Annotated in this window: 20 protein-coding genes and 1 pseudogene; 14 read left to right on the top strand and 7 right to left on the bottom strand. The window is 52.9% G+C overall.

What is annotated here, in order from left to right; all coding sequences use genetic code 11:
* Positions 1-4: 4 nt before the first annotated feature.
* The 3 genes from FH603_RS04405 to FH603_RS04395 form a co-directional block, all read right to left on the bottom strand.
* Entirely contained in the window at positions 5-1,153 is a 1,149-nt protein-coding gene (locus tag FH603_RS04405; protein ID WP_186736244.1) for a DNA polymerase III subunit, read from the bottom strand.
* A gap of 54 nt (positions 1,154-1,207) precedes the next feature.
* On the bottom strand, positions 1,208-2,395 hold the full coding sequence (locus tag FH603_RS04400; protein ID WP_186736243.1) for a GlmU family protein: 1,188 nt from the start codon (positions 2,393-2,395) through the stop codon (positions 1,208-1,210).
* A gap of 150 nt (positions 2,396-2,545) precedes the next feature.
* Positions 2,546-3,913 (bottom strand): hypothetical protein, encoded by a 1,368-nt coding sequence (locus FH603_RS04395; protein WP_186736242.1) that lies wholly within the window; start codon positions 3,911-3,913, stop codon positions 2,546-2,548.
* A 222-nt stretch (positions 3,914-4,135) separates the two neighbouring features.
* Between FH603_RS04395 and FH603_RS04390 the strand changes: the two genes are divergently transcribed.
* The 3 genes from FH603_RS04390 (at position 4,136) to FH603_RS04380 (ending at position 6,855) form a co-directional block, all read left to right on the top strand.
* Positions 4,136-5,212, top strand: a complete 1,077-nt coding sequence (locus FH603_RS04390) for a hypothetical protein (RefSeq protein WP_186736344.1) — start codon at positions 4,136-4,138, stop codon at positions 5,210-5,212.
* A gap of 89 nt (positions 5,213-5,301) precedes the next feature.
* Entirely contained in the window at positions 5,302-5,829 is a 528-nt protein-coding gene (locus FH603_RS04385; RefSeq protein WP_235985328.1) for a DUF1772 domain-containing protein, read from the top strand.
* Positions 5,830-5,916: 87 nt separating this feature from the next.
* Entirely contained in the window at positions 5,917-6,855 is a 939-nt protein-coding gene (locus tag FH603_RS04380; RefSeq protein ID WP_186736241.1) for a TIGR01777 family oxidoreductase, read from the top strand.
* A 74-nt stretch (positions 6,856-6,929) separates the two neighbouring features.
* Here the strand turns inward: FH603_RS04380 and FH603_RS04375 are convergent, their stop codons facing one another.
* Complete coding sequence (locus FH603_RS04375; RefSeq protein WP_186736240.1) at positions 6,930-8,354, bottom strand: mandelate racemase/muconate lactonizing enzyme family protein; 1,425 nt, start codon at positions 8,352-8,354, stop codon at positions 6,930-6,932.
* 203 nt (positions 8,355-8,557) lie between these two features.
* Here FH603_RS04375 and FH603_RS04370 point away from each other — a divergent pair, with 203 nt between their 5' ends.
* The 4 genes from FH603_RS04370 to FH603_RS04355 all read left to right on the top strand — a co-directional run bounded on the left by FH603_RS04370 (position 8,558) and on the right by FH603_RS04355 (position 12,078).
* The gene (locus FH603_RS04370; RefSeq protein ID WP_186736342.1) at positions 8,558-9,496 is read left to right on the top strand and encodes an RraA family protein; all 939 of its coding nucleotides are present in this window, start codon (positions 8,558-8,560) and stop codon (positions 9,494-9,496) included.
* A gap of 38 nt (positions 9,497-9,534) precedes the next feature.
* The gene (locus FH603_RS04365; RefSeq protein WP_186736239.1) at positions 9,535-10,464 is read left to right on the top strand and encodes an RraA family protein; all 930 of its coding nucleotides are present in this window, start codon (positions 9,535-9,537) and stop codon (positions 10,462-10,464) included.
* Between the two features lie 37 nt (positions 10,465-10,501).
* On the top strand, positions 10,502-10,960 hold the full coding sequence (locus FH603_RS04360; protein ID WP_186736238.1) for a regulatory protein RecX: 459 nt from the start codon (positions 10,502-10,504) through the stop codon (positions 10,958-10,960).
* Between the two features lie 62 nt (positions 10,961-11,022).
* On the top strand, positions 11,023-12,078 hold the full coding sequence (locus FH603_RS04355; RefSeq protein ID WP_186736237.1) for a glycosyltransferase family 4 protein: 1,056 nt from the start codon (positions 11,023-11,025) through the stop codon (positions 12,076-12,078).
* Positions 12,079-12,254: 176 nt separating this feature from the next.
* Here FH603_RS04355 and FH603_RS04350 read toward each other — a convergent pair whose 3' ends face one another.
* A complete protein-coding gene (locus tag FH603_RS04350; protein ID WP_186736236.1) occupies positions 12,255-13,052 on the bottom strand; it encodes an FkbM family methyltransferase in 798 nt (265 codons plus the stop codon).
* A 271-nt stretch (positions 13,053-13,323) separates the two neighbouring features.
* Between FH603_RS04350 and FH603_RS04345 the strand changes: the two genes are divergently transcribed.
* A complete protein-coding gene (locus tag FH603_RS04345) occupies positions 13,324-14,793 on the top strand; it encodes a M48 family metalloprotease (RefSeq protein WP_186736235.1) in 1,470 nt (489 codons plus the stop codon).
* Between the two features lie 261 nt (positions 14,794-15,054).
* Here the strand turns inward: FH603_RS04345 and FH603_RS04340 are convergent, their stop codons facing one another.
* Together FH603_RS04340 and FH603_RS04335 are read right to left on the bottom strand one after the other, a co-directional pair.
* A complete protein-coding gene (locus tag FH603_RS04340; RefSeq protein ID WP_186736234.1) occupies positions 15,055-15,828 on the bottom strand; it encodes an HNH endonuclease in 774 nt (257 codons plus the stop codon).
* Positions 15,812-15,978, bottom strand: a pseudogene (locus FH603_RS04335) (hypothetical protein). The gene FH603_RS04340 and the pseudogene FH603_RS04335 overlap by 17 nt, the downstream one beginning before the upstream one ends.
* Positions 15,979-16,401: 423 nt before the next feature.
* Here FH603_RS04335 and uvrA point away from each other — a divergent pair.
* From uvrA to FH603_RS04305, 6 genes are all read left to right on the top strand, one after another.
* Entirely contained in the window at positions 16,402-19,296 is a 2,895-nt protein-coding gene (gene uvrA / locus FH603_RS04330) for an excinuclease ABC subunit UvrA (RefSeq protein ID WP_186736233.1), read from the top strand.
* 18 nt (positions 19,297-19,314) lie between these two features.
* A complete protein-coding gene (locus FH603_RS04325) occupies positions 19,315-19,731 on the top strand; it encodes a hypothetical protein (RefSeq protein WP_186736232.1) in 417 nt (138 codons plus the stop codon).
* Positions 19,728-20,117 (top strand): hypothetical protein, encoded by a 390-nt coding sequence (locus tag FH603_RS04320; RefSeq protein WP_186736231.1) that lies wholly within the window; start codon positions 19,728-19,730, stop codon positions 20,115-20,117. Before FH603_RS04325 ends, FH603_RS04320 begins: the two co-directional genes overlap by 4 nt.
* A gap of 50 nt (positions 20,118-20,167) precedes the next feature.
* Positions 20,168-20,572: a hypothetical protein gene (locus tag FH603_RS04315; protein ID WP_186736230.1), complete on the top strand. Its 405-nt coding sequence runs from the start codon at positions 20,168-20,170 to the stop codon at positions 20,570-20,572.
* Positions 20,573-20,678: 106 nt separating this feature from the next.
* Positions 20,679-21,926 carry a metal-dependent hydrolase family protein gene (locus tag FH603_RS04310; RefSeq protein ID WP_186736229.1) on the top strand — a complete coding sequence of 416 codons (1,248 nt, stop codon included), beginning with the start codon at positions 20,679-20,681 and terminating at the stop codon, positions 21,924-21,926.
* 187 nt (positions 21,927-22,113) lie between these two features.
* Positions 22,114-23,400 carry a citrate synthase gene (locus FH603_RS04305; protein WP_186736228.1) on the top strand — a complete coding sequence of 429 codons (1,287 nt, stop codon included), beginning with the start codon at positions 22,114-22,116 and terminating at the stop codon, positions 23,398-23,400.
* Positions 23,401-23,415: the final 15 nt, after the last annotated feature.

Genomic DNA, 23,415 nt, shown 5'->3' with positions numbered 1-23,415 from the left:
GGCGTTACAACTTCGTTTTTATCAACCGGCTGAAGGTAAGCGACAGATCCAGCATGATCATCCGGGCCCGGGCGTTGCGTTCGAGATGATAGGCCGCTTCGTTGAGGTCGGTTACGATGTGTTCGATATGGGTAATGGTTAGCACTTTCGAGAAATTCTTGACAAACTCCAGCTCATCGTCTGGCAGGCGCAGTAACGCACCAGCCCCCTGCTGCCATAAAAACAGATCGCGGTACAGACGAATACTGTATTCGACCAACCCTTTCTGTTTCTCCTTGTTGAAACCATCGAACTGGTCGGCCTGTTTTACCAGCCCCAGTAAATCCTGCCGGTAACAAAGTCGCATCCACTCGGCAAACCAGGTATGCTGACCAGATACCGACGTTCCATTACTTTCCTGCTGGCCAAGTTTGGTCGCTGCCGACAAATCGCCGTCGGCCAGGTACGCAATGCGCCGGGCAGTGGTTTCGTCGAGGTTCAGGTGCTGACGCAGGTAAGTGCTTACTTCCTCGTCGGTAAAGGCCCGCACCGCCACCCGCTGGGTACGCGACAGGATCGTGATGAGCAGTTTGTCGGATTGGTTGGTTACCAGCAAAAACAGCGTTTGCGCCGGTGGCTCCTCCAGCACTTTCAGCAGGGCGTTGGCTGACGTTACGTTCATTAGTTCCGGCAACCAGATCAGCATGATCTTGTAAGCGCCCTCATAAGCTTTCAGCGACAGCTTTTGCAGAATATTGCGGGCTTCTTCGGCCGATATATTGCCCTGCTTATTGTCGGCACCCATCGTTTCGAGCCAGTCCGGCAAGGTACGGTATGGCTGGTCGAGCAGGAATTTACGCCAGTCGACCAGGTAGGCTTCCGAGTTTTTTCCTTTCGCCAGATTGGCCACCGGAAACACCATGTGCAGGTCGGGGTGTACGAGTTTCTGGATCTTCACACAGGAGGCACACCGCCCGCAGGCATCCTGACCAACCCCGTCGATGAGTTGCTTGTCTTCGCAGTTGACATACTGCGCCAAAGCGAGGGCCAGGGCCAGATTGGCGCTACCCTGCGGCCCATCGAACAGCAATGCATGGGCAAGGTGGTTGGTCTGTACCGCCCGCAGCAGCATCTGCTTGGTTTCGTCGTGACCAATAATTTCGGAGAATTGCACGGCCTGAAAATGATGAATGGTGAATGATGACTTAGTACAGCAACAGCGTATTCATCATCCACCATTTACTGCTGAAAATATAGTTCTTAAGATCCCCTCCTCCACCGCATCGAAAAGTTTACCCCGGCGGCTAAAGGCTTCGCGGGCAACCTGTAGTGCTTTCTCGATACGGTAGGTGGTAAAGCCGTCGACGCTTCCGCCCCAGGAGAATGACGGAATGTATTTTGGCTGAAACCCACCCCCAAATACGTTGCTGCTGACGCCTACCACCGTACCCGTGTTGAACATGGTGCTGATACCGGCTTTCGTGAAATCGGCCATCATCAGGCCACAGAAAATGCGACCTGTATCTTCGAGCTGGTCGGTGGCGTAGCTGTGAAGCTTAACGTTGGTGTAGTCGTTTTTGAGGTTCGAGTTATTGACGTTGGCCCCCAGATTGCACCATTCGCCAATGACCGAGTTACCCAGAAAACCGTCGTGGCCTTTGTTGCTGTAGCCCAGAAAAATAGAATTACCTACTTCCCCACCTACTTTACAAAATGGCCCGATGGTGGTGTTGCTGCGCATTTTACCACCCCAGTTCACGGTAGATCCTTCGCCCAGCGCAAATGGCCCGATCACGATAGATCCTTCGCTGATGGTAGCGTCCCGGCCAATATAAATGGGGCCGCCCTCGGCGTTTAGGATAGCGGCCCGGATCGTAGCGCCCGGCTCTATGAATATGTTTTCTGGCGCGTAGCAGCGCGTAAACGGATCAGCGATCGGCTGCGACTGACGACCGGCGGTCATCTGCGCAAAATCGGCCCGGATCTGGTCGCCGTTCTGCACGAAAATATCCCAGAGATTCTGGACGATCGTGAGCGGTTCGGCAAACGACCGCGCTACGTAACTGCCACCAGCGATGGGGCCGTTTGGCAGCGCGTGGTCGGTACGAACAGCGAGCAGAAGGCCATCGGGTGTGGTAAGTCCCTCACCAGTGGGTAGTTCGAGAATTGCCTGCTGCAACGCAGGCGTTGGGCAAACAGCCCCATTGACATACCAGTTATCGGAACCGGTGCGAACCGGAAATTTAGCCTGTAAGTAAGGTTGCGTCTGGAACGAGGGCTTTTTGCCGAACGAAGCCGCCCATTTTTCGGACACCGTTCGGATACCGATGCGGATTTCTGCCACGGGACGCGTGAACGTGAAAGGTAACAGGGCCGTTCGGATGGCCAGATCGTCGAATAAAATAAGGTTGGACATTGCGTACTCAAGTCAGTCGGCAAATATCAACTCTTAATTTTTAAATCGGGAATATATGAACAGGCCAACGTATCGGCGGGGGCGCTACCCGTTTGGATGACCAATAGGCGGGCAGGTGGCCATTTGCTGACCCTGTCCGGGCCATTCTACTCATACGCGGTTGTTGCTCAGCCGGTACCGTCTGGTGGGTGGCTTGTATAAACCCAGCCGGTACATATTCGTCCAGCGCTGCTCATAATACTGCCGTATGAACGGAGTTGGCGCGTCTACCGATCTGTACAGAAGCCAGTTGTTGAGTTGAAGAGTAAGGTAGGCCTGATGCACGCCTATAATTGGCAAATAGCGTTTATAGGCAATACCATTTGCGATCAAACACAGTAAAACGACAGGCCGAATCGACCAGACCCGCCACCGGAACCGATCAAGGCAAAGCAGGTACAGGCAGATGAGTAACAGAACGGGATAAATTTTGTAACGGCTTACGTGCAGTATGGCATCCAGATGCCGGTTAACGGCAATAGCGGCCATGGTCAGTAGAATAAAGCTGCTGAAAGCCAGCACAAAAATCGTTTGGCGGTCGACTGACGCTACAGGCAACTGAATAAGGGCCCTGATTTTGGGGGAAACCGCCAGGGCAACCAGAATGAGAAAAACGACACCAACGATAACCGACACATAATCATACCGTTGCGACTCCACGAATGCACCCATCATGCCCAGGAATGAAAGGCCGCTATCCAGCACATCTGGCGTTGTTTTAGCGGCACTCCCCGAATGAACGCCCGGAATGAACCCAGTCCAGTAAAGTTCTACGACAAATCCGCCCGTTACCAGCCAGCCAACGGCCTGTTTATAGCACCGTTTAACCAGCAGGACAAGAGCCACAGGGAGTAGCAACAGTATCCCATTGGCCCCCGTGAGCATGGCGGCACCCGTCAGTAAAAAGGAGACAAGCAAGCGGCCCGCAGAACTACCGTCACCACTGATCAGGTATCTCCGAAGATTCCTCGTACCTCGGAATGACAAACCCGCAGCACTGCCGTCACCACTGATCAGGTATATCGTTATGGCCGACAGGACCAGCACACCGATGTTTTGCAGCGAAGCCATACCCCAGTAGGTAAGCTCGGCAGCGAGGGGTTGAAAAAGCAGCAGAACAACCGGAACGAAATAGATAAACGGCTTCTGATAATTAGCAAAGACCCGGTAGAATACATACCCGATTAAGAGCAGGAGACTATTCCCAGCCCAAATCCACCACTGAATGTCGACGATGCCCCCATTAAGTTTGGCTAAGGCCATAATTACCAGCCTTGGCAGCAGTATCCGGTGTTCGTTATGGTAGGAAAGCAACGTGGCAACTACGTCTGAAGGCGTAGTTGCCACATGGATGTCGTACAGATTGGCCATGATGGCCAGATCATCGGCGAACGGAATATTTTGACTGTTTTCGACAATAACGGTGTAGTAAACTACGATGCACAAAAAACAAACGGTGGGCCAGATGAATCGTTTCATGGTGGATAGACGCTATAGTTAATGCTCACCAGACAAAGTCAGTATGTCTCTGCATTAACTATGCATTTGACTCTCAACAGACCTTTAGGTAACTGCTCCGTCCGGTGCGCTTATCCACACGGGGGGTTAACCGGCTTATGAAGGCGTAAAGCCGCCTGCGGGTAGGCCACCGTTTTCAAAACCTACCCGGCCTGGTTTACCTTTGTTAATCTTTACCTGCTAATCGACGCTGTTATCATTCCCGACGCTATCATCCAACGCATTGCCCGCCTGCAAACCGATCTGGGCCTGTTCCCGTCGGTTCGGAGCAACCCGGCCATTGCTTACCGGCGGCCTGATACAAATGTCTTTTTTACGGCCATTACCGTGTTCACGCTTCGGCAGCTACACCCGAGCGCATCGCCGGGGTCGCAGCGGCTGATCGATCAGATTCAGGTGCGGGCCCTGGCGGCTTACCCCCGCTTCCGGAATAAAGACGGCCTGGCTACTTACAACTTCTGGCCGACGCGCCCCTCGCAGCATTTCCCGAACGGGCATCTGTTCCGACGCTTCGAGCATTTTCGCATCCCCGACGACATTGACGATACGGCGATGGTTTACCTGACCACCACCCCCACACCGGACGAGTTGCGCTGGCTGAAAACCAAACTACCACAACACGCCAACCTGACGACCCGACAGATCCAGACGACCTTTGCTGAATACCAGCCTCTGAAAGCGTATTCAACCTGGTTCGGCAAGCAGATGGGGATCGATTTCGATGCCTGTGCCCTGAGCAATATGCTCTATTGCATTTACCGGTATCGGTTACCCCTTAACCAGCACGACACCGACTCGCTGACCTACCTGCGGGCAGTGGTTGAGTCAGGTCGCTATAAGTCGGAGCCGTTTCGGTGTGCGCCCCACTACGCCCGAACGTCGCTGATCATCTACCACCTGGCGCGGTTGATAGCTGCTTTCGACCCGCCGGAACTCACCTCCATTCGGTCATGCCTGATTACCGATGCGTATACCCTGCTGGCCCAAACCACGAATCGGGTGGAGCAGCTTGTACTCGCCACGTCGCTGATTCGGCTGGGCGCAGCGCCCGATGCTGTCGACACCGTGGCGATCGAACGCGATTTCGAGGGATTCCATTTTTTTATTGCCGGTCTGCTGACGGCCTACGAGCACCCTTTTCTGCGCCGGTTTGCCCATCGGCCACTCGTGCAGATGCGGTGGCAATGTGAAGCGCATAACTGGGCGCTGGTAACGGAGTATTTGACACTGCGTGCCAGCCAGGTCAGTTCAGCGCCCTGACAGCCGGGTTTATCCCCACTTTTAAGCAGTTGATTCCTGTTTGTCGGCAACCGGTTTGGCAACGGTGTAGGTTTGACCCTGTCAACTGAATGGTTCCTCTATACTTACCAGCTGATCTGGCTACCGACATGATGAATCATCCCGCTGAAATCCTGTTAGTGTTGTTTATCCTAAACCTTGGAACGGCCTTTGGCGCGGGTTTATACGAAACAAGAATTATCATTCCTCTCTGGTTTCATAAAGTGGCAGGGGCAGGTTACCGGGTCAATATGGAAGCGATGCACGACATAGAAACGGGCAGAAAATTCTGGGCATTTGTAACAACGGTGCCGCTTACACTCCTTACGCTGGCGAATCTTACTATGGCTTGGCAGTCATTGCAACCCGGTCAGGCGTGGTGGTTTGGCGCAGCCCTGATAACGCTCGTTGAACGGATAGGCACTTTTGCTTTTTTTATTCCAACCGCCATCAAACTACAGCAGGCCAATCGGCTCCCAGACTCGGTCGTTACGCGTTTGGCAGGGTTGTGGATTACGTTGAATTATATACGCATTGCCCTTACGCTGATGGCCTGGGTAGCCGCGCTGGCAGCGCTTTCTATTCGGTCCGGTCATTAGCAACCGGCAACCCTTTAGTTAGGAAGGTTAACAAACCAGATGCTCCTTTATTGGGTTAATACCTTTTTGACGCTACTCCTCCCACACATGAACCAAACTGTGTTAATCACCGGCGGTACGGGCACTATTGGTCGCCGGTTGACGCAACTTCTTCAGCAACAGGGCTACCAGGTTTCTTTACTAAGCCGACAGGTGTCCAGCGCGACGTCGGCTGGTACGCAGCCGGACTCTTCTGTTTCCGTTTACCAATGGGATATCAGGAAAGGGCATCTCGATCCGCAGGCGATTCAAACCGCCGATCATATTATTCACCTTGCCGGGGCCGGTGTTGCTGACGAACGCTGGACCGACGCCCGCAAAGACGAAATTCTGACCTCGCGCACCGAATCGACAGAGCTGATTGCGAAAGCACTGGCCAACAATCCGCACCACGTCAAATCCTTTATTGCTTCGTCGGCCATTGGCTATTACGGGGGTGATACCGGCGACCGGCCGCTAACAGAAACCAGTTCGGGCGGATCTGATTTTCTGGCGCAGGTGACGCGGGCGTGGGAACGATCGGAAGATCAGGTGGCAGCACTCGGCATCCGAACCGTAAAAATGCGGACGGGCGTCGTGCTGACGATGGCTGGTGGAGCGCTGCCAAAACTCGCCCAACCGGTTCGGCTGGGTGCGGGGGCACCTATCGGTTCGGGGCAACAGTATATTTCCTGGATTCACCTCGACGATCTGTGTCGGCTATACATCAGGGCATTAGAGGATGAGTCGTGGCAGGGCGTTTATAATGCCGTTGCGCCCGGACCTGTCACGAACGAAACCCTGACGCGCACCATTGCCAGAGTACTGAATCGCCCGATGCTGCTGCCCAACATCCCCAATTTCGCTATCAAGCTCATGTTCGGCGAGTTGGCCATCACCGTCATCGGCGGCAACTACGTCCTCAACAAGCGCATCAGCGAAGAAACCGACTTCCAGTACCAGCACGGCGAACTGGAATACGCGTTACGGGAACTGTTGAATGAGTGATGAGCGATGAATGGTATTCCTTCTGGGACCATTCATCGCTCATCACTCATCATTCATCATTCATCACTCCCTTCTCAACTCCACTCCCGGTCGGCGGAATCTTTGGTGTTCCACACGTCGGTGGGAGCAAACCAGGTACCGCCTTTCTTGAGGAATTTCTTGGCTACGTCCTCGTTCAGTTCAACGCCCAGGCCCGGCTTGTCGGGTACGCGTACGAAGCCTTTTTCAACGATGGGCTTCATACCGGTGACGATATCTTCCCAGCCTGCCACATCGACGCCGTGGTGTTCGAGGGCGACAAAGTTTTCGGTAGCGGCCGCACAGTGAATATTGGCCATCATACAGATAGGCGACCCGGCAAAGTGCATGGCCATGGGAATACCTTTTTCCTCGGCATAGTCACCAATCTTCTTCGTTTCGAGCAGGCCACCCGACGAAGCCAGATCCGGATGGATCATGTCGATTGCCTTTGCGTCGATAAGCTTGATAAAATCTTCTTTCAGGTAGATGTCTTCGCCCGTCAGTGTGGGTGTGTCGATGGCGTCGGAAATCTGTTTCCACTGATCGGTGTAGAACCAGGGGACAAGGTCTTCGAGCCAGGCCAGCCGGAAGGGCTCCATAGCTTTGCCGATCTGGATGGCTGTATTCACGTCAAAGTGCCCGAAGTGATCGGCAGACAGGGGGGTTTCATACCCGACGATTTCCCGGATACGGCCAACGTGCTCAACCAGCGAATCGAGCCCTTTTTTGGTAACCTGTATGCGGGTAAAGGGGTGTTTGGTGTTGGCATAATTACCAAGCTTTCCCATCTCTTTATCGTCCCACTGCCTTTTTACGCTCCAGCTGTTGGCATTGACCAGCATACCCGGCTTATCGGCCAGCATACCGATGCCAAAGTCCATCTTCAGGAACGTGTATCCCTGGTCCCGGCGCTTTTTCATGTTCTCGGCAAATCCTTCGTAGGTATCAGACTCGGGGGTGTCGGCATAGAGCCGGATGTAATCCCGGTACTTCCCCCCCAGCAGTTGATAGGCGGGTACGTTGTAGGCCTTCCCGGCCAGATCCCATAACGCCATCTCAACGCCACATACACCCCCGGCCGCCCGGCTGTGGCCGCCAAACTGCTTGATCTGTTTAAAGATCTGCTCCACGTTGCAGGGGTTCTTACCGAGTAAGCGGCTTTTCAGCATCAACGCGTAGTTGGCGCTGGCCCCATCCCGGACTTCCCCCCAGCCCACTAATCCCTGGTTGGTATCGATGCGGATAATGGGACTGCTGAAGGGAACACCACTCAGAATGGCCACGCGCATATCCGTAATCTTCAGATCCGATGGTTTGGAGTCGCGGCTTACTTTCTGCGTGATAAATTCCATTTCGCGGTCGTGTTGCCCATCGAGCGACAGACCAAGCGACAGACCACCTAAGCCGGCACTGCGCAAAAAATTCCGGCGGTCGGGCGACGTGCCAGAAGCAAATAAAGAAGCGAAGGTTTTTTTCATGTCAGCGGGGCATATCTTGGTTCAGGACTATTTATCCATAAAATAAGCTAATGTCAGTATTTTACTTATCTATCCGCCTTTTTAACCATATATCTAATGTTGATCTATAGTTTTTAGCCATTTTGAACGACCCTCATCCGGTACTCTCCTTCCCATTTATGAAAAAATCAACGACACGCGTTGTGCGGCTACCGCTGGCCACGATGAAGAGAACGCTGCTGGCTCTGGCAACCGGTATGACCCTACTGACAGGCTCCGCAGCCCAGGCCCAGCGCGTAGGCTCGTCGCCGGAGCACGTAAAAGCGCTGACGGCTAACTGGAAAGGAGACCGCCTGCCCGATGGGCGCCCGAACGTGCCGGACCTGGTGCTGGAACGGCTCCAGAACTGCACGCTGGAACAAATCTGGGGTTACCTGAGCAACAAGGGATACCGGAACCAGGTCGAAAAAAACTGGATCATTCTCAAGCCCGGCGAAACAATGACCGGGCGGGCGCTGACAGCTCAGTTCATGCCCACCCGCACCGACCTCGACAGTCTGGTACGGGCACAGGGTAAAGCCGAAGGGCGCTCTCAGAAAGGAGGAATCAACATCTGGCCAATCGATGTGTTGACAAAAGGGGATATTTACGTGGCCGATGGCTTTGGCAAGATCAAAGACGGCACGTTGATCGGCTCCAGCCTGGGCAACGCCATTTATGGAAAAACAGGAAAGGGCGTGATCTTCTACGGATCGGTACGGGACATGCAGGAACTGAAAGACACCAAAGGATTCAATGCCTGGGTAAAAGGCCATGACCCGTCCTATATCAAAGACATGACACCAACGTCTATCAATGCCCCTATCCGCATCGGCGACGTTACGGTACTACCCGGCGATGCCGTATTTGCCAATGAATACGGAACGGTATTTATCCCGGCTCACCTCGTTGAAGGGCTGGTGTCGGCGTCGGAGATGACCGCCCTACGCGACGAATTCGAACGCGTACTCCTGCAACAGGGTAAATACCCGTCCGGCGAAATCCACGGCGACTGGTCCGACAAGATAAAAGGCGAGTTCCGGACGTGGGTTGGTAAGTACCCCAAAAAATTAGCGATCACCCAGAAAGATATCGAAACGTATCTGGCCAAGGAAGGCCATTGAGCCGCGTCTGGTCAACCCCACTTCTATAAACATCCAACATGCCCTGTAAGCCCACCCTTCTGTCGTTACTCTTTATTATTTGCCTGACGAGCCCGCTGTTGGCTCAGACCATTCCAAAAGAGGAGCTTATCTTTTTAACCTCGGAGTGGAAAGGCGAGCGCTTCCCGGATGGGCGACCCAGGATCTCCGACGACCTGGTCGAACGCGCCAAACACATAGGCATTGATGATGCCTGGACGGTTTTAAAAAATGAAGGCTATACCAACCAGTTCGAAGGGGGCTGGAAATTGATCAAGGAAGATGTTCCCGTGACGGGACGGGCCGTGACGGCGATGTTCATGCCCAGCCGGCCCGACGTGGAAAAAACGATCAAGGAGCGCGGCATTTCCAAACAGGGCCGGAAAGGCAACACCAACACCTGGCCAATCGAAGTACTGACAAAGGGTGACGTGTATGTAGCCGATGCGTTCGGCAAGATTGGCGGGGGAACGCTCATGGGTGCCACGCTGGGCAACGCTATTTTTAGTAAGACCGGCAATGGTGTCGTCTTCAACGGAGCGGCCCGCGACTTGCAGGAATTACAGAACATCAACGGCTTCAACGCTTTTGTGCGCGATTTTCACCCGTCTTTTCTGGAAGAGATGGTTTTGATGGGCCTGAATTCTCCCATCCGTATTGGTCAGGTGATGGTGCTGCCGGGCGATCTGGTTATAGCCCAGCGCGAAGGAGTGCTCTTTGTGCCTGCCCACATGGCCGAGCAAGTCGTTGGCACCGCCGAGTTTGTTACCCGCAAAGATCAGTTCGGCTTTGAAATGGTCAAATCAGGCAAGTATACGACCGGGCAGATCGACAGCCAGTGGACCGACGAGATCAAGACCAACTTCCTGACCTGGCTGGGCAAGCATCCCGAACTGGGCGCTATGACCCGGCCCGAATTAGATAAGGTAATGAGCAAACGTACGTGGTAAAATAGAACCTCTGTCCTACCCGCTGCGTTTTCCTTTTATGACCGAATCGATAAAAGATGCCCTTCGCAAAGCGGCTATGTTTTGCGCTTATCAGGAACGGACCCAGCAGGACGTACGCGACCGACTGAAGGAATGGGGGGTGTGGGGCGACGATGCCGAGGAAGTTATCGCCGAATTGATCCAGCAGAACTACCTGAACGAAGAGCGGTTTGCCAAGTCGTTTGCGGGGGGTAAATTTCGGGTGAAAGGCTGGGGAAAGCGCAAAATAAAGCAGCACCTGCAGCAACGGGGCATTACCGGCTACAACCTCGATCAGGCCATGAAAGAAATCGCCCCCGACGATTACCGTACGACCCTGGCCGACCTGCTGGATAAAAAACGCCGGACACTGCGCGACGACAATCCGCTGGTTATAAAGCAAAAGCTGGTTCGGTATGCGCTCAGCAAAGGGTATGAGTCAGATATGGTCTGGCAGGTGCTGGGCAGCGAGGACTAGGTCAGGCTTCCGAAAATCCCTTTTTTTGCCGATTATTGTCGTTCACCCTCTGTACCGACGGCATGCCCCGACTCTTTCTGGAAACCGAACGAATGGCCAATATTAACAGTGGTCTGGGACAGGTTTGTCTGCACTTAGGCCATGAGTTAGTTCGCCAGCGACCACCGGGTTGGGAGATCACCTTTCTGGTACCACCCGATCAGGTCGGCGTGTTTGGCCCCTCGGTAAGCTATATCACCGCAACGCGCTGGCGACGGGTATGGCACCCCTGGAAGTTCGATGTCTGGCATAGCCTCTATCAGGGTACCCGCTACCTGCCGATGCGGAGTTCCCGGTTCATCTACACGATTCTCGATCTTAACTATTTATCGCTGCCTGAGATCTCAGAGAGCCGGAAAGCGCGTCAGAAAAAACGCTATCAGCACCGGATCGACAAGGCACGGGCCGTCACAACTATCTCGAACTACGTGGCGCGGGATGTGAGCGGTCAACTGACCATACCGCCAGCTACCCCGCTTCAAGCAATTTACTGCGGAGTAAACACCCCCGATCAACTGCCGGCAACCCCGCCATCGGTGAAACCCAACGGGCCATTTCTGTTCTTCATCGGGATGATTCAGCCCTACAAGAACATCCACACGATGCTGCCGTTGCTGGAAGCTTTCCCCACCTACCGGCTGGTAGTGGCGGGCCCTAACGACCGCGCTTACGGCCAGGAAATGCGCGAACAAGCCGAGCGTATGGGGGTGTCGGACCGGCTCCTGATGCCCGGCCCCATCGATGAAGCGACCAAATGGTGGCTTTACGCCCACTGCGAGGCATTCCTGTTTCCGTCGCTGATGGAAGGATTTGGTCTGCCGGTGGTTGAAGCCATGCGGTTTGGCAAGCCCGTTTTCAGTTCACCGCTGACCAGTCTTCCCGAGGTGGGTGGCCCCGACGCGTTTTACTTTCAATCATTCGAGCCTGAAACGGTCGTTGACACGTTTCGGCAGGGCATGGATGCCTATCGGCAGGACCCGACCCTGGCGGAGCGGTTTCGGCAATACAGCCAGCGGTTTCGCTGGGATGCCATAGCTGCCGAATACTGGACGCTTTACCAGGACGTAGCCTCACGATAAAATGCTACCGACGCGCTACCAACGCTACGCTGTTGAGCCCCTACGGGGCTTCATTCACCGATGCTACCGACGCGCACCGACGCTGCGCGGTTGAGTCTCTGCGGGGCTTCTGTTGATTATTCATTGATGTTACCGACGCTGCGCTGTTGAGCGGCTGCGGGGCTGTTGGTAATGGCCTACCGGCGAACCGCTTCCAGGGCGTGGCAAAATGAATTGATCGGTTCGTGGGTGGTCGTGTAACCCAGCGACTGGAGGTAGGCATCGAAAGCCGCCAGGTTGTTCCGGTCAGTGTCCACATCGTGTACTTCGACAACCATTTTCCCAATAAGCCGAACCAGGGTAGGATCGGTGTTGTAAAGGATGTCGTATTCGCTTCCTTCGCAGTCCAGTTTGAGCAGATCGATCGATTGCAGGTTGTTGGTCTGGATAATATCGGTGAGGGTAATACAGGGTACGGTTATCTTCTGGGTGTTGTTTTCGTTGAACCCGGCAAACATAGACGCTACGACCTGATTGTTTTCTTCGGCTTCGGCATACAGATCCAGCGAATCGAGTGGTTGCCCGGTCACCGCCATCTGAAAGAGTTTGACCTGTTTTGCCAGGCGCGGATTTTGCTGTAGCGTGTGGTGAAGCGTTTTCACATTGGCGGGCATCGGCTCATAGGCGTAAACCGTTGCTTCGTTGATCTTGGACAAAAGCTGAACGATGAAGAACCCCGCGTTGGCACCAATGTCGATGACGACCGGCTGAGCCGGTAATGTTCTTACCAGCGCATCGATTTCGTACACGTCGGCCATGAATATTTCCTTGAACACCTGATACAGCGCAGCCGATACCTGGAAACGAACGGGCAGCGGTTTTGTCGTGAACAGCAGGTCACGCTGGCGTCGTTCACCCTTTCGAACGATGTATTCGACTGGATTTTCAATGTGCTTTACTAACCTGAAATAGCGATTGACACCGGTTACGGCCATACTTTAACGAATTACAATTGAACTGATTGACTTAGGTACGCTGGCCCCCTGCAAAACTTTCTATCTATCGGCGTATATAGGTCCAGGAACCGATAGAGCCCCCTATGCAACGATGTTTGTACAGGGAAAGATAAAACCGAAACGGGTTACTTTAAACAAAGTGTACAATTACCGTAGTTTGTATTGCACTTCGACCGGCCTGAATGGGACTCACCGCGCCCGCTCAACCAGGTTGAACTTCACCATCACTCACAGAACCATACGTACACGAATGCGCACCAACACAGCCTTCATTCAGGTTTCGTTAGCTGTTACCCTTTCCCTGTTTGCTACCTGCGCCCGCAACCCGGTCACCGGTAAACGGGAGCTGAACCTGATGTCGCAGGAACAGGAAATTGCCATTGGCAAGGAGTCGCACCCATCCATAGTGTCCAGCATGGGGCTATACGACAACAGGAACATTCAGGCGTTTATGAACGAGAAGGGCAAAGCCATGGCAAAGATTTCTCACCGCCCCGACCTGCCCTACGAGTTTCACATCGTCGATTCGCCAGTGGTCAATGCGTTTGCCGTGCCGGGGGGCTTCGTCTACTTCACACGCGGCATTCTGGCTCACTTCAATAACGAAGCGGAATTTGCGGGCGTACTGGGTCATGAGATCGGTCATATTACGGCGCGGCACTCCGCCCGTCAGCAAAATAAGCAGCTATTTGGCACACTCGGCACCATTGCCACCGCCATTTTACTACCCCAGGCAACCGAAATGGCCCAGCAGGGGGTCGGTTTGGCCTTGCTGAGCTACAGCCGCGCCCACGAAACAGAATCGGACGGTATTGGCGTCGAGTATTCCAGCAAAATTGGGTACGATGCTCATCAGATGGCTAATTTCTTCAGCACCATCAAGCGCATATCGGATGGGTCCGGCCAGGTTATTCCGGACTTTATGTCGACACACCCTGACCCGGGCAACCGCAACGTTCGGGTCAATAAACTGGCAACGGAATATCAGGCGAAGAACCCGGCTAACTACCAATCGAATCGTGATCAGTACCTGCGCCTGATCGATGGCATAACGTACGGCGAAGACCCCAAGCAGGGCTTCGTGGAAAACAATCAGTTTTACCATCCCGAACTGCGCTTTCAGTTCCCGGTCCCTGGCGGCTGGCAGCACCAGAACTCACCCGTTCAGTTTCAGATGGGTCCAAAAGAAGGAAAAATGGCCATGATCCTGATGCTGGCCAAAGGCAACTCGCTCGATGAAGCTTCCCAGGCGCTGGTTAAGGAGCTAAGTCTGAAGGTTTCGGAAAGCAAAAAGACGACGATCAACGGCAACCCTGCCTATATACTTATCTCGCAGCAGCAGGCCCCGCAGGAACAAGGCCAGCCGCAGCAACAGCAGCAGGACCCGAAAACGGCCACCCAGATTGCTACCTGGCTTATCCAGTACAACAACGCCGTTTACGCCCTCCACGGTCTATCGGCCGTGAGCACTTTCACCGATTCATTCCGTACGTTTCAGACGGTAGCCGGTGGTTTCAAAGCCCTCTCCGACCCCGACAAACTAAACCGGAAACCCGAGCGTGTGCTGGTCAAAAGCGTACCGCGCGACGGGTCTTTCAGTGAAGTCATGAGTGCACTCGGCATGCCCGCTGCCCGTCTCGAAGAGTTGGGAACGCTCAACAGCCTGAAAGCCACCGACCGGGTAGCGCGTGGATCATTGATTAAAGTTATTGTGCGCTGATAACTGAATTCGAGAGGTAGTCGCAAGAGGGAGTAGAAGGAAGCCCAGTGGCAGACGTCACTGGGCTTCCTTCTACTCCCTCTTTCAAAATTCTTATCTGTTCGCTCAACAGCATCACGAGTAGCAAGAATGTACGTTTTCTTCACACCACCTATTGTGTAGGCACGTCGATCAGACCAACAGATTAGTGTAGTTCCATCACCGACTTTTGTCTCGGGAGATTTGTTTCCGCGTAAACGAGATTGGTTAACGTGCCATAGGTCATAGTTCAAACTGGTTTAGTCTATATTCTAAAAATTCCTTCCTGGGCTGGTAGGTTTTAGGTACGCGAATGGGTTGATACTCAAAACGACCGAAGAATTCCTGATAGAATTTTTTTGAGACGTCTGCCTTCAAACGCTTTGAGATCAATAGTTTATGGTCAGTATCAATACAAATTAACCCCTTCTCGTAAGCTCGGTCGTACAGGCTTGACATGCACAAACCATTTTCAGGATTAAGTCGCTCATGTTCGTTTTCCGACCACGGAATGATATGACCAGCCACTAATAATTCTGGAAGGTCAATTCCAGAAATAACGCACTGATTCGCGTAGGTCTTCAAGATCATTTTCCGAAATACACTTTGGTTTACGCGCACTTTTACAGCTCGGATTTTAACCTCACCAACCAAGTCTTTCAGATCAAATACAATCTCTGGATACATTTCCTCTATCGTACTACCCTGATAATCAGCCAAAATACGTTCACTTTCAAAAACAAGCTCTTGCTGATTATTGACAAATTCATCCCAGATTGGTTCAACCTGCCGTCTGCCACCGTCCATTCCTTTAACTCCTCGTTGTTGATGATAAGGATCAACGCTGGCAAAATTAGTGAGTCGAATCGCTACAGAGTCAGGAGTACGACGACCTAGAATGGAGGCCAGTTTCTTCACCTCTTCGTTGCCTTTGTGCATTTTCCCAAAAGGCAGTTTCAGGTATAGGTTGAAAGCTAGAATCAGTTCTTCGCGGGTCCAGTTAGGGGAGGTTGCCATGCACGAAAATAACGGTTTTGTATCTGGGTAGTACTATGTCCGGGCTACCGGGTAGTTTTTGTCGTGGAGCCGGTAGCGGAAACCGTGTGCGTGTAAGAATTTGCGGACAATCAACTCAGGGTTGGTGTCTTTGCTACGTACCCGAGACATGCGGGCCGACGTTTCGGTTGTAGCTGCGCTGAGCGGGGGTGTGTACGTCGGTCATTAAAAGGGGTGTTAAGTTCGTGTAGTTATAACAACATCCCCCACTCTTGTAGAGACGCGACCCTTCGCGTCTCCTGATGCGTCAGCCTTTCGCGTCTCCCGTCACGTCAACCCTTTGCGTCTCCCGATGCACCGTTGGTAGACTATCCGCAAACCATCCGGTTGTGGAGACGCGAAGGGCTGACGCAAAGGGAGACGCGAAGGGTCGCGTCTCTACGAGAGATTATGCCTATAGGAATCAATAAACAGACAGGGCCATATTTGCCTTCTACGAATACATGATCCCTATACCGGTTTTCCGGAAACTTCACCCGGCTGCTTTACGTTGCTATAAAGAATAAGCTAACCGCTCTGGCGGTCTGATGCAACGTGACGACAGCTGAACAAAAGACGCTTACCGATATTGACCTGACAGGCTATGACCAGATCGACGTACTGGGAGCCCGCGAACATAATCTCAAAAACATTGATGTTAGCATTCCCCGCAATAAGCTGGTCGTGGTAACGGGTATCAGTGGCAGCGGCAAATCGTCGCTGGCCTTCGATACCATCTATGCCGAAGGCCAACGACGCTATATGGAAAGCTTTTCGGCGTATGCCCGCTCGTTCATTGGCGACATGGAACGGCCCGACGTCGATAAGATCAATGGCCTTAGCCCGGTGATTTCCATCGAGCAGAAAACAACGTCTAAAAATCCACGCTCCACCGTTGGGACTACCACGGAGATCTATGATTTTCTGCGGTTGCTCTATGCCCGGGCTGGCGAAGCATATTCCTACCTGACAGGCCGTAAAATGGAGCGGCAGTCGCAGGACCAGATTATCGACACGATCATGGGTCGGTATGAGGGGCAAAAGCTGACCCTGCTGGCTCCGGTCATTCGTAGCCGTAAAGGTCATTACCGCGAACTGTTCGTGCAGATCGCTAAAATGGGGTATACCAAAGTGCGGGTCGATGGGGTAGTGCAGGATATCGTCCCCAAGATGCAGCTGGACCGTTATAAAATCCACGACATCGAGATCGTGATCGACCGGCTCGTGCCCAAATCCGAGACGGCCGACTCACAGTCACGTTACCGGCTCAGCCAGTCGGTACAAACGGCGCTCAAGCAGGGCAAGGGTGCTATGCAGATGCTCGACGGGGAAGATGCACTCGTCTATTTCTCGCAGAACCTGATGGACCCGGAGTCGGGTATCAGCTACGATGAGCCATCGCCCAACTCGTTTTCGTTCAACTCGCCCTATGGTGCCTGTCCGGTTTGTAACGGCCTGGGAGTGGTAGAAGAGATTACGGAGGAGTCGGTCATTCCCGACAAGTCGCTGAGCATCAGCCGGGGCGCTATTGCGCCCCTGGGTGAGTTCCGGGAGTTGTGGATCTTCAAGGAGATCGAAGCCATTCTCAAAAAATACAAGCTAAACCTCAGCACACCCGTCGTCAAATTTCCCGACGATCTGCTCCGTGCGCTGATGTACGGTACGGAGGACGATGCGGCCAGTGGCGAGACGACTTCCGACGCCAAATATTCATTCAAGTTTGAAGGAATCGTCAACTTTCTGAAACGGCAGCAGGAAAACAGCACCGATAAGATTCAGGAGTGGCTCAAAGACTTTATGGTCGTTAAGACCTGTCCGGAATGTGCCGGTGCGCGGCTGAAGAAAGAGTCGCTGTACTTTAAAATGGCCCATAAGAACATTTCGGAACTGGCCCGCATGGACATTTCGGAGCTTTCGGCCTGGTTCGATGGGGTTGAAGAGCGTCTGACCGATCGGCAAAATATCATCGGCAAAGAAATTCTGAAAGAGATTCGTAAACGCATCGGATTCCTGCTCGATATCGGCCTTGACTACCTCACACTCGACCGGCCCCTGCGGACGCTGTCGGGTGGTGAAGCACAGCGTATCCGGTTGGCAACCCAGATCGGGACGCAGCTCGTCGGGGTGCTCTACATCATGGACGAGCCAAGCATTGGTCTGCACCAGCGCGACAACGTCAAACTGATCGACTCGCTGAAGAACCTGCGCGACCTGGGAAATACCGTTCTCGTGGTCGAGCACGACAAGGACATGATGCTCGAATCGGACTATATTCTGGATATCGGTCCCGGAGCGGGCCGACACGGGGGTCAGGTCGTTAACCGCGGCACACCCGATGAATTCCTTAAAAACCAGTATGTCGGCCCGGCGGGTAGCAGCAGCACTGCCGATTACCTCAGCGGTCGGCTTAACATCGATGTACCTACCGAAAGGCGGAAGGGCAACGGTAAATTCCTGATCATCAAAAACGCTACGGGCAACAACCTCAAGAACGTAACGCTGAAACTGCCCCTTGGCAAGATGGTCACCATTACCGGCGTATCGGGCAGTGGCAAATCGTCGCTGATCCATGAAACCCTGTTCCCGGTGCTGAATCGGCACTTCTTCCGATCAAAGCGGGAACCGCTGCCGTTCAAGACAGTGGATGGACTGGAGCATCTGGACAAAGTAATCGAGGTCGATCAGTCGCCTATCGGCCGGACACCCCGCTCTAACCCCGCCACCTATACCGGCATGTTTTCCGACATCCGGATGCTGTTTGCCGAGTTACCCGAAGCCAAAATCCGGGGCTATAAACCCGGCCGTTTCTCGTTCAACGTGAAAGGGGGCCGCTGCGAAGACTGCGAAGGGGCGGGCATGAAAAAGATCGAGATGGAGTTTCTGCCCGACGTCCACGTGATGTGCGAAACCTGTAAAGGCAAGCGCTTCAACCGCGAAACGCTGGAAGTGCGTTTCAAAGGAAAGTCCATTGCCGACGTGCTGGACATGACTGTTGAGCAGGCATTGGATTTCTTCGCCAGCCAGCCCAAGATACTACGCAAAGTCACCACCATGAATGATGTGGGGTTGGGTTATATCACCTTAGGTCAGCATGCCACAACCCTGTCGGGTGGCGAAGCGCAGCGGGTGAAGCTTGCCGAAGAACTGTCGAAGAAAGACACAGGCAAGACGCTGTATATTCTCGATGAACCAACGACGGGACTGCATTTCCAGGATATCGCTCACCTGCTCGATGTGCTGAACAAGTTGGCCAACAAGGGAAATACCGTCCTGATCATCGAGCATAACATGGATGTGATCAAGGTATCCGATCACCTGATCGACCTTGGTCCAGAAGGGGGAAACAAAGGCGGCTTCATCATTGCCGAAGGCACACCGGAAAAGGTAGCAGAGGTGAAAGGGAGTTACACGGGCAAGTTCCTAAAAATGGAGTTGGAAGTGACAAAATAAGATACTATTTTGTCACTTATGTTGCTAAAATCAGACCTAAAACGCATCGCCAGTGCACGTCTGGCCGATGCTGACGCACTATTTTCAGCTAGTCGATTTGACGGAGCAGCTTACTTGTGCGGATACGTTGTAGAGATAGTTCTCAAATTGAGGGTTTGTAAAACGCTCCAGTGGGAAGGATTTCCAGAGTCGCGAAAAGAGTTTGATGGCTTGGCAAGTTTCAAAACGCATAACCTTGATGCCTTGCTGCATCTATCAGGAGTTGAAAATAAAATTAAGCAATTTTATTTTTCAGATTGGTCAACGGTAAAGGCTTGGGACCCTGAATCGCGTTACAGCCGAGTAAGTATGCGTACCAAGAGTGAGACATTACAGCGAAGAGGTGAAGTTTTGGCAATATTAAGCGCAACAAAAACGCTTTTAAACGTGCTATGAAACAACTCATAAAGAAAATAGGTAGTCTTCTTGAGCCAATTACGGCAGAGAAAGGAACAGTGCTCTTCTTTGCTTTAGCCCGGAGGGAAGATGCTTCTGTATGGGATTTATTGGTTGCGGCCAAATGGATTGATGAGGACAGAAAGAGCGCTCTGGATTATCTGGTAAATCAGGTACAACAGGTATTGACAAAACAGGAACTGCTCTATATATCAGCAGTAATCATGCTACGTCATGAATACTTCATTGATGGTTCACTTATTAAACGTGAGATGGGCTGGGAAGAATCAAATATTGATTTGTACGGTGTAGCTGTAGAAAAGGCATACATATTTGTAGCACCCGACGTAGAATTCAAAATGGGACCCTTACACGCTATTCATTAAATCTAATCTTGATTTTCATTCCGCTGATCATTAAAACTGTTCTCTTATAAATGCGTAACCCTTTTTTCTACGTTATCCTGCTTGTATTGGTCGTTCTTGATGCCTGGCTGTTGTCCCATCCGAACCTGATTGGCCGTGCCGGTGTATTCTTTTTCGATTACGATTACCTCGAAACCTTTCCCAAAGCGCTGGCCACGGTAAGCGTTGTTATAGCCCTCACGCTGATTGTTTCCGGCGTACTTGGCCAACTGGGGCGGCCGCTGGGGTCCATTATTCTGGTTGCGCTGCTGGCTGTATCCGGCTATTGGCTTTTCGACAGCTTCATGCTCTACAACTCAGGCGTCTATAAACTGACGGGGGCAGGCTTTCGGGCGGGTGCCATTCTATTGCCAGGATTACTGGCTCTTATTTTTGGGAAAGGAGCCCTGGATGCCAGTACGAAGAAACGACGTTGACGACAAGCCGGCATTACAAAAGCTGCTTCACCAACCTATTATCCTACGCAAAAAGGGGCCTTCTGGCTCCTTTTTGCGTATGTTTGGCCTTGTCCTTATCTCGCTCATGAAACGACTTTACCTGCTGCTGCTTTTACTTCCTTATTCGCTCGTTGCTCAAACCACGCTGTTGCTTCGACCCGACCGAGTTTTTGACGGCGAAACCATGCATGCAGGTTGGGTGGTACGTATTAACGGGGAGAAAATCGAAGCGGTTGGTCCTGCCAGTTCCGTATCGGCAACCAACGCCGGGATAATCGACCTGAAGGGTACAACGCTTTTGCCCGGTCTGATTGAAGGGCACTCCCATTTGTTACTTCACCCCTATAATGAAACCAGTTGGGACGATCAGGTTTTAAAAGAATCCCGTTCGCTCCGGGTAGCCCGCGCAACGGTTCATGCGCAAAAAACGCTGCTGGCAGGCTTCACCACAGTACGCGACCTCGGTACCGAAGGCGCGGATTATGATGATGTAGGACTTAAGCAGGCTATCAACCAGCAAATTATACCCGGCCCACGGATGGTGGTAGTGACGCGGGCGCTCATTGCTACGGGTAGTTACGGACCCAAAGGATACGGACCTGACATCAGCGTACCGCAGGGTGCCGAAGAAGCCGACGGCCATGACGCCCTGATCCGGGCCGTACGGACCCAGATCGGCAAAGGAGCCGATGCCATAAAAATATACGCTGATTACCGCTGGGGCCTGATGGCCGAAGCCCATCCTACGTTTACCCTCGATGAATTGAAACTGATCGTAGAGGTCGCCCGCAGCAGCGGCCGGGGCGTTGTAGCCCATGCCAGCACAGCCGAGGGCATGCGACGGGCTATTCTGGCAGGCTGCGAAACCGTTGAGCATGGCGATGCCGGAACCCCTGAGATCTTTGCGCTGATGAAAAAAAATGGTACCGCTCTTTGCCCCACACTGGCGGCTGGAGACGCGGTTAGTCAGTACCGGGGCTGGAAAAAAGGCCAGGACCCCGAACCAGCCCGGCTGGGCGAAAAGCGCATTACGTTCAGGCAGGCACTGGATGCGGGCGTGACCATTTGTGCCGGGGGCGATGTAGGCGTGTTCAGTCACGGCGACAATGCCCGCGAGCTGGAGATGATGGTCAATTACGGCATGAAGCCCCTGGATGTGCTGCGCTCGGCCACGTCTGTCAATGCCGATGTCTTCCATCTGGCCGACCGGGGCCGGGTCCGGCCGGGTTTGCTGGCCGACCTGGTAGCGGTTGAGGGTGATCCCAGCCAGGCAATGGCCGCCATCCGGCAGGTTCGGCTAGTGATGAAAGGTGGCAAAATCTACAAACAATAAGACAAAACTAATTCTTCTGCCAATGGGTTACATAATTAATTAACATGGGTTTAATGGCCTTTTTCGGTAGTTTTCGTCCGCCGTTTGTGTTTTTGGACTAATTTCGCCCGGTTGGTATGGTAAGTTACGATCCATACCCGACAACCCCTTATTCGTTCTATTAGAATACTCTACCCTGATTTTTTGTATGGCAAACGCTGCTGAATTAACCGTCGATGGTAAGTCTTACTCGTTCCCCACGTTAGAAGGAAGCGAACACGAAAAAGCCTTCGACATCTCGAACCTCCGTGACCAGACCGGATACGTTACGTTAGACCGGGGCTACAAGAATACCGGCGCTACTCAAAGCGGCATTACATTTCTGGATGGCGAAGAGGGTATTCTTCGTTACCGGGGCTACTCCATCGAAGATCTAGCGTCAAAAGCCTCGTTCCTGGAAGTAGCCTACCTGCTAATTTACGGGGAATTGCCTACGCAGGATGAGTTCGCCACCTTTGAAACCGCTATCCGTCGCCATACGCTCGTTAACGAGGACATGCGGAAAATCTTCGACGGTTTTCCGGTCAACGCCCATCCAATGGCCGTTCTGTCATCACTGGTTAGTGCCATGAGTGCCTTTTACCCTGACTCCTACGACGACACAGCCGAGGCTTCTACTGACCAGCACATTATCCGGCTGATGGCCAAGTTGCCAACCATAGCCACCTGGTCGTACAAACGGTCGCTGGGCCACCCGATCAACTACCCCAAAAACAACCTCGACTACATTCCCAACTTCCTGAACATGATGTTCGCCCTGCCGGTCGAAGATTACAAGGTAGACCCGGTTGTAGCCGAAGCCCTAAACGTATTACTGATTCTCCATGCCGACCACGAGCAAAATTGCTCCACATCGACGGTGCGGCTTGTTGGCTCCTCAAAAGCCAACCTGTATTCATCTATTTCAGCCGGTGTGAGTGCCCTCTGGGGTCCGCTCCATGGCGGTGCCAACCAGGAGGTGATCGAAATGCTGGAAGAGATCAAGAATGGTGGTGGCGATGTCAATAAGTATATCGACATGGCCAAGAACGCCAAGACAACGGGATTCCGGTTGTTTGGCTTTGGTCACCGGGTGTACAAGAACTTCGATCCCCGCGCCCGCATTATCAAAAAAGCAGCAGACGACGTACTGGCAAAACTGGGCGTTAACGATCCGGTGCTTGAAATAGCAAAAGGTCTTGAAGAAGCGGCCCTGAACGATGAATACTTCGTATCGCGTAAATTATACCCGAACGTCGATTTCTATTCAGGTATCATCTATCGGGCACTCGGGATTCCAACGAACATGTTCACCGTGATGTTTGCCATTGGCCGTTTGCCGGGCTGGATTGCGCAGTGGAAAGAAATGCGCGAGCAGAAAGAACCTATTGGCCGCCCACGCCAGATTTATACCGGCGCTACGCTCCGTGAGTTTAAATCGATCGAACAACGGTAGTAATCTTACAGGTGA

This window comes from Spirosoma utsteinense, assembly GCF_014282275.1.
Lineage (GTDB): Bacteria > Bacteroidota > Bacteroidia > Cytophagales > Spirosomataceae > Spirosoma > Spirosoma utsteinense.
Note: the sequence above shows the minus strand (reverse complement) of the source record. Positions and strands in the feature narration are given on the sequence as shown.

Coding starts and splice junctions, on each gene's coding strand:
- FH603_RS04360 (WP_186736238.1), top strand. CDS start 10,502: ATGACCGAATCGATAAAAGATGCCCTTCGCAAAGCGGCTATGTTTTGC.
- FH603_RS04380 (WP_186736241.1), top strand. CDS start 5,917: ATGAACCAAACTGTGTTAATCACCGGCGGTACGGGCACTATTGGTCGC.
- FH603_RS04315 (WP_186736230.1), top strand. CDS start 20,168: ATGCGTAACCCTTTTTTCTACGTTATCCTGCTTGTATTGGTCGTTCTT.
- FH603_RS04365 (WP_186736239.1), top strand. CDS start 9,535: ATGCCCTGTAAGCCCACCCTTCTGTCGTTACTCTTTATTATTTGCCTG.
- FH603_RS04320 (WP_186736231.1), top strand. CDS start 19,728: ATGAAACAACTCATAAAGAAAATAGGTAGTCTTCTTGAGCCAATTACG.
- FH603_RS04355 (WP_186736237.1), top strand. CDS start 11,023: ATGCCCCGACTCTTTCTGGAAACCGAACGAATGGCCAATATTAACAGT.
- FH603_RS04340 (WP_186736234.1), bottom strand. CDS start 15,828: ATGGCAACCTCCCCTAACTGGACCCGCGAAGAACTGATTCTAGCTTTC.
- FH603_RS04385 (WP_235985328.1), top strand. CDS start 5,302: ATGGTTCCTCTATACTTACCAGCTGATCTGGCTACCGACATGATGAAT.
- FH603_RS04370 (WP_186736342.1), top strand. CDS start 8,558: ATGAAGAGAACGCTGCTGGCTCTGGCAACCGGTATGACCCTACTGACA.
- FH603_RS04310 (WP_186736229.1), top strand. CDS start 20,679: ATGAAACGACTTTACCTGCTGCTGCTTTTACTTCCTTATTCGCTCGTT.
- FH603_RS04345 (WP_186736235.1), top strand. CDS start 13,324: ATGCGCACCAACACAGCCTTCATTCAGGTTTCGTTAGCTGTTACCCTT.
- FH603_RS04375 (WP_186736240.1), bottom strand. CDS start 8,354: ATGAAAAAAACCTTCGCTTCTTTATTTGCTTCTGGCACGTCGCCCGAC.
- FH603_RS04325 (WP_186736232.1), top strand. CDS start 19,315: ATGTTGCTAAAATCAGACCTAAAACGCATCGCCAGTGCACGTCTGGCC.
- FH603_RS04400 (WP_186736243.1), bottom strand. CDS start 2,395: ATGTCCAACCTTATTTTATTCGACGATCTGGCCATCCGAACGGCCCTG.
- FH603_RS04305 (WP_186736228.1), top strand. CDS start 22,114: ATGGCAAACGCTGCTGAATTAACCGTCGATGGTAAGTCTTACTCGTTC.
- FH603_RS04350 (WP_186736236.1), bottom strand. CDS start 13,052: ATGGCCGTAACCGGTGTCAATCGCTATTTCAGGTTAGTAAAGCACATT.
- FH603_RS04395 (WP_186736242.1), bottom strand. CDS start 3,913: ATGAAACGATTCATCTGGCCCACCGTTTGTTTTTTGTGCATCGTAGTT.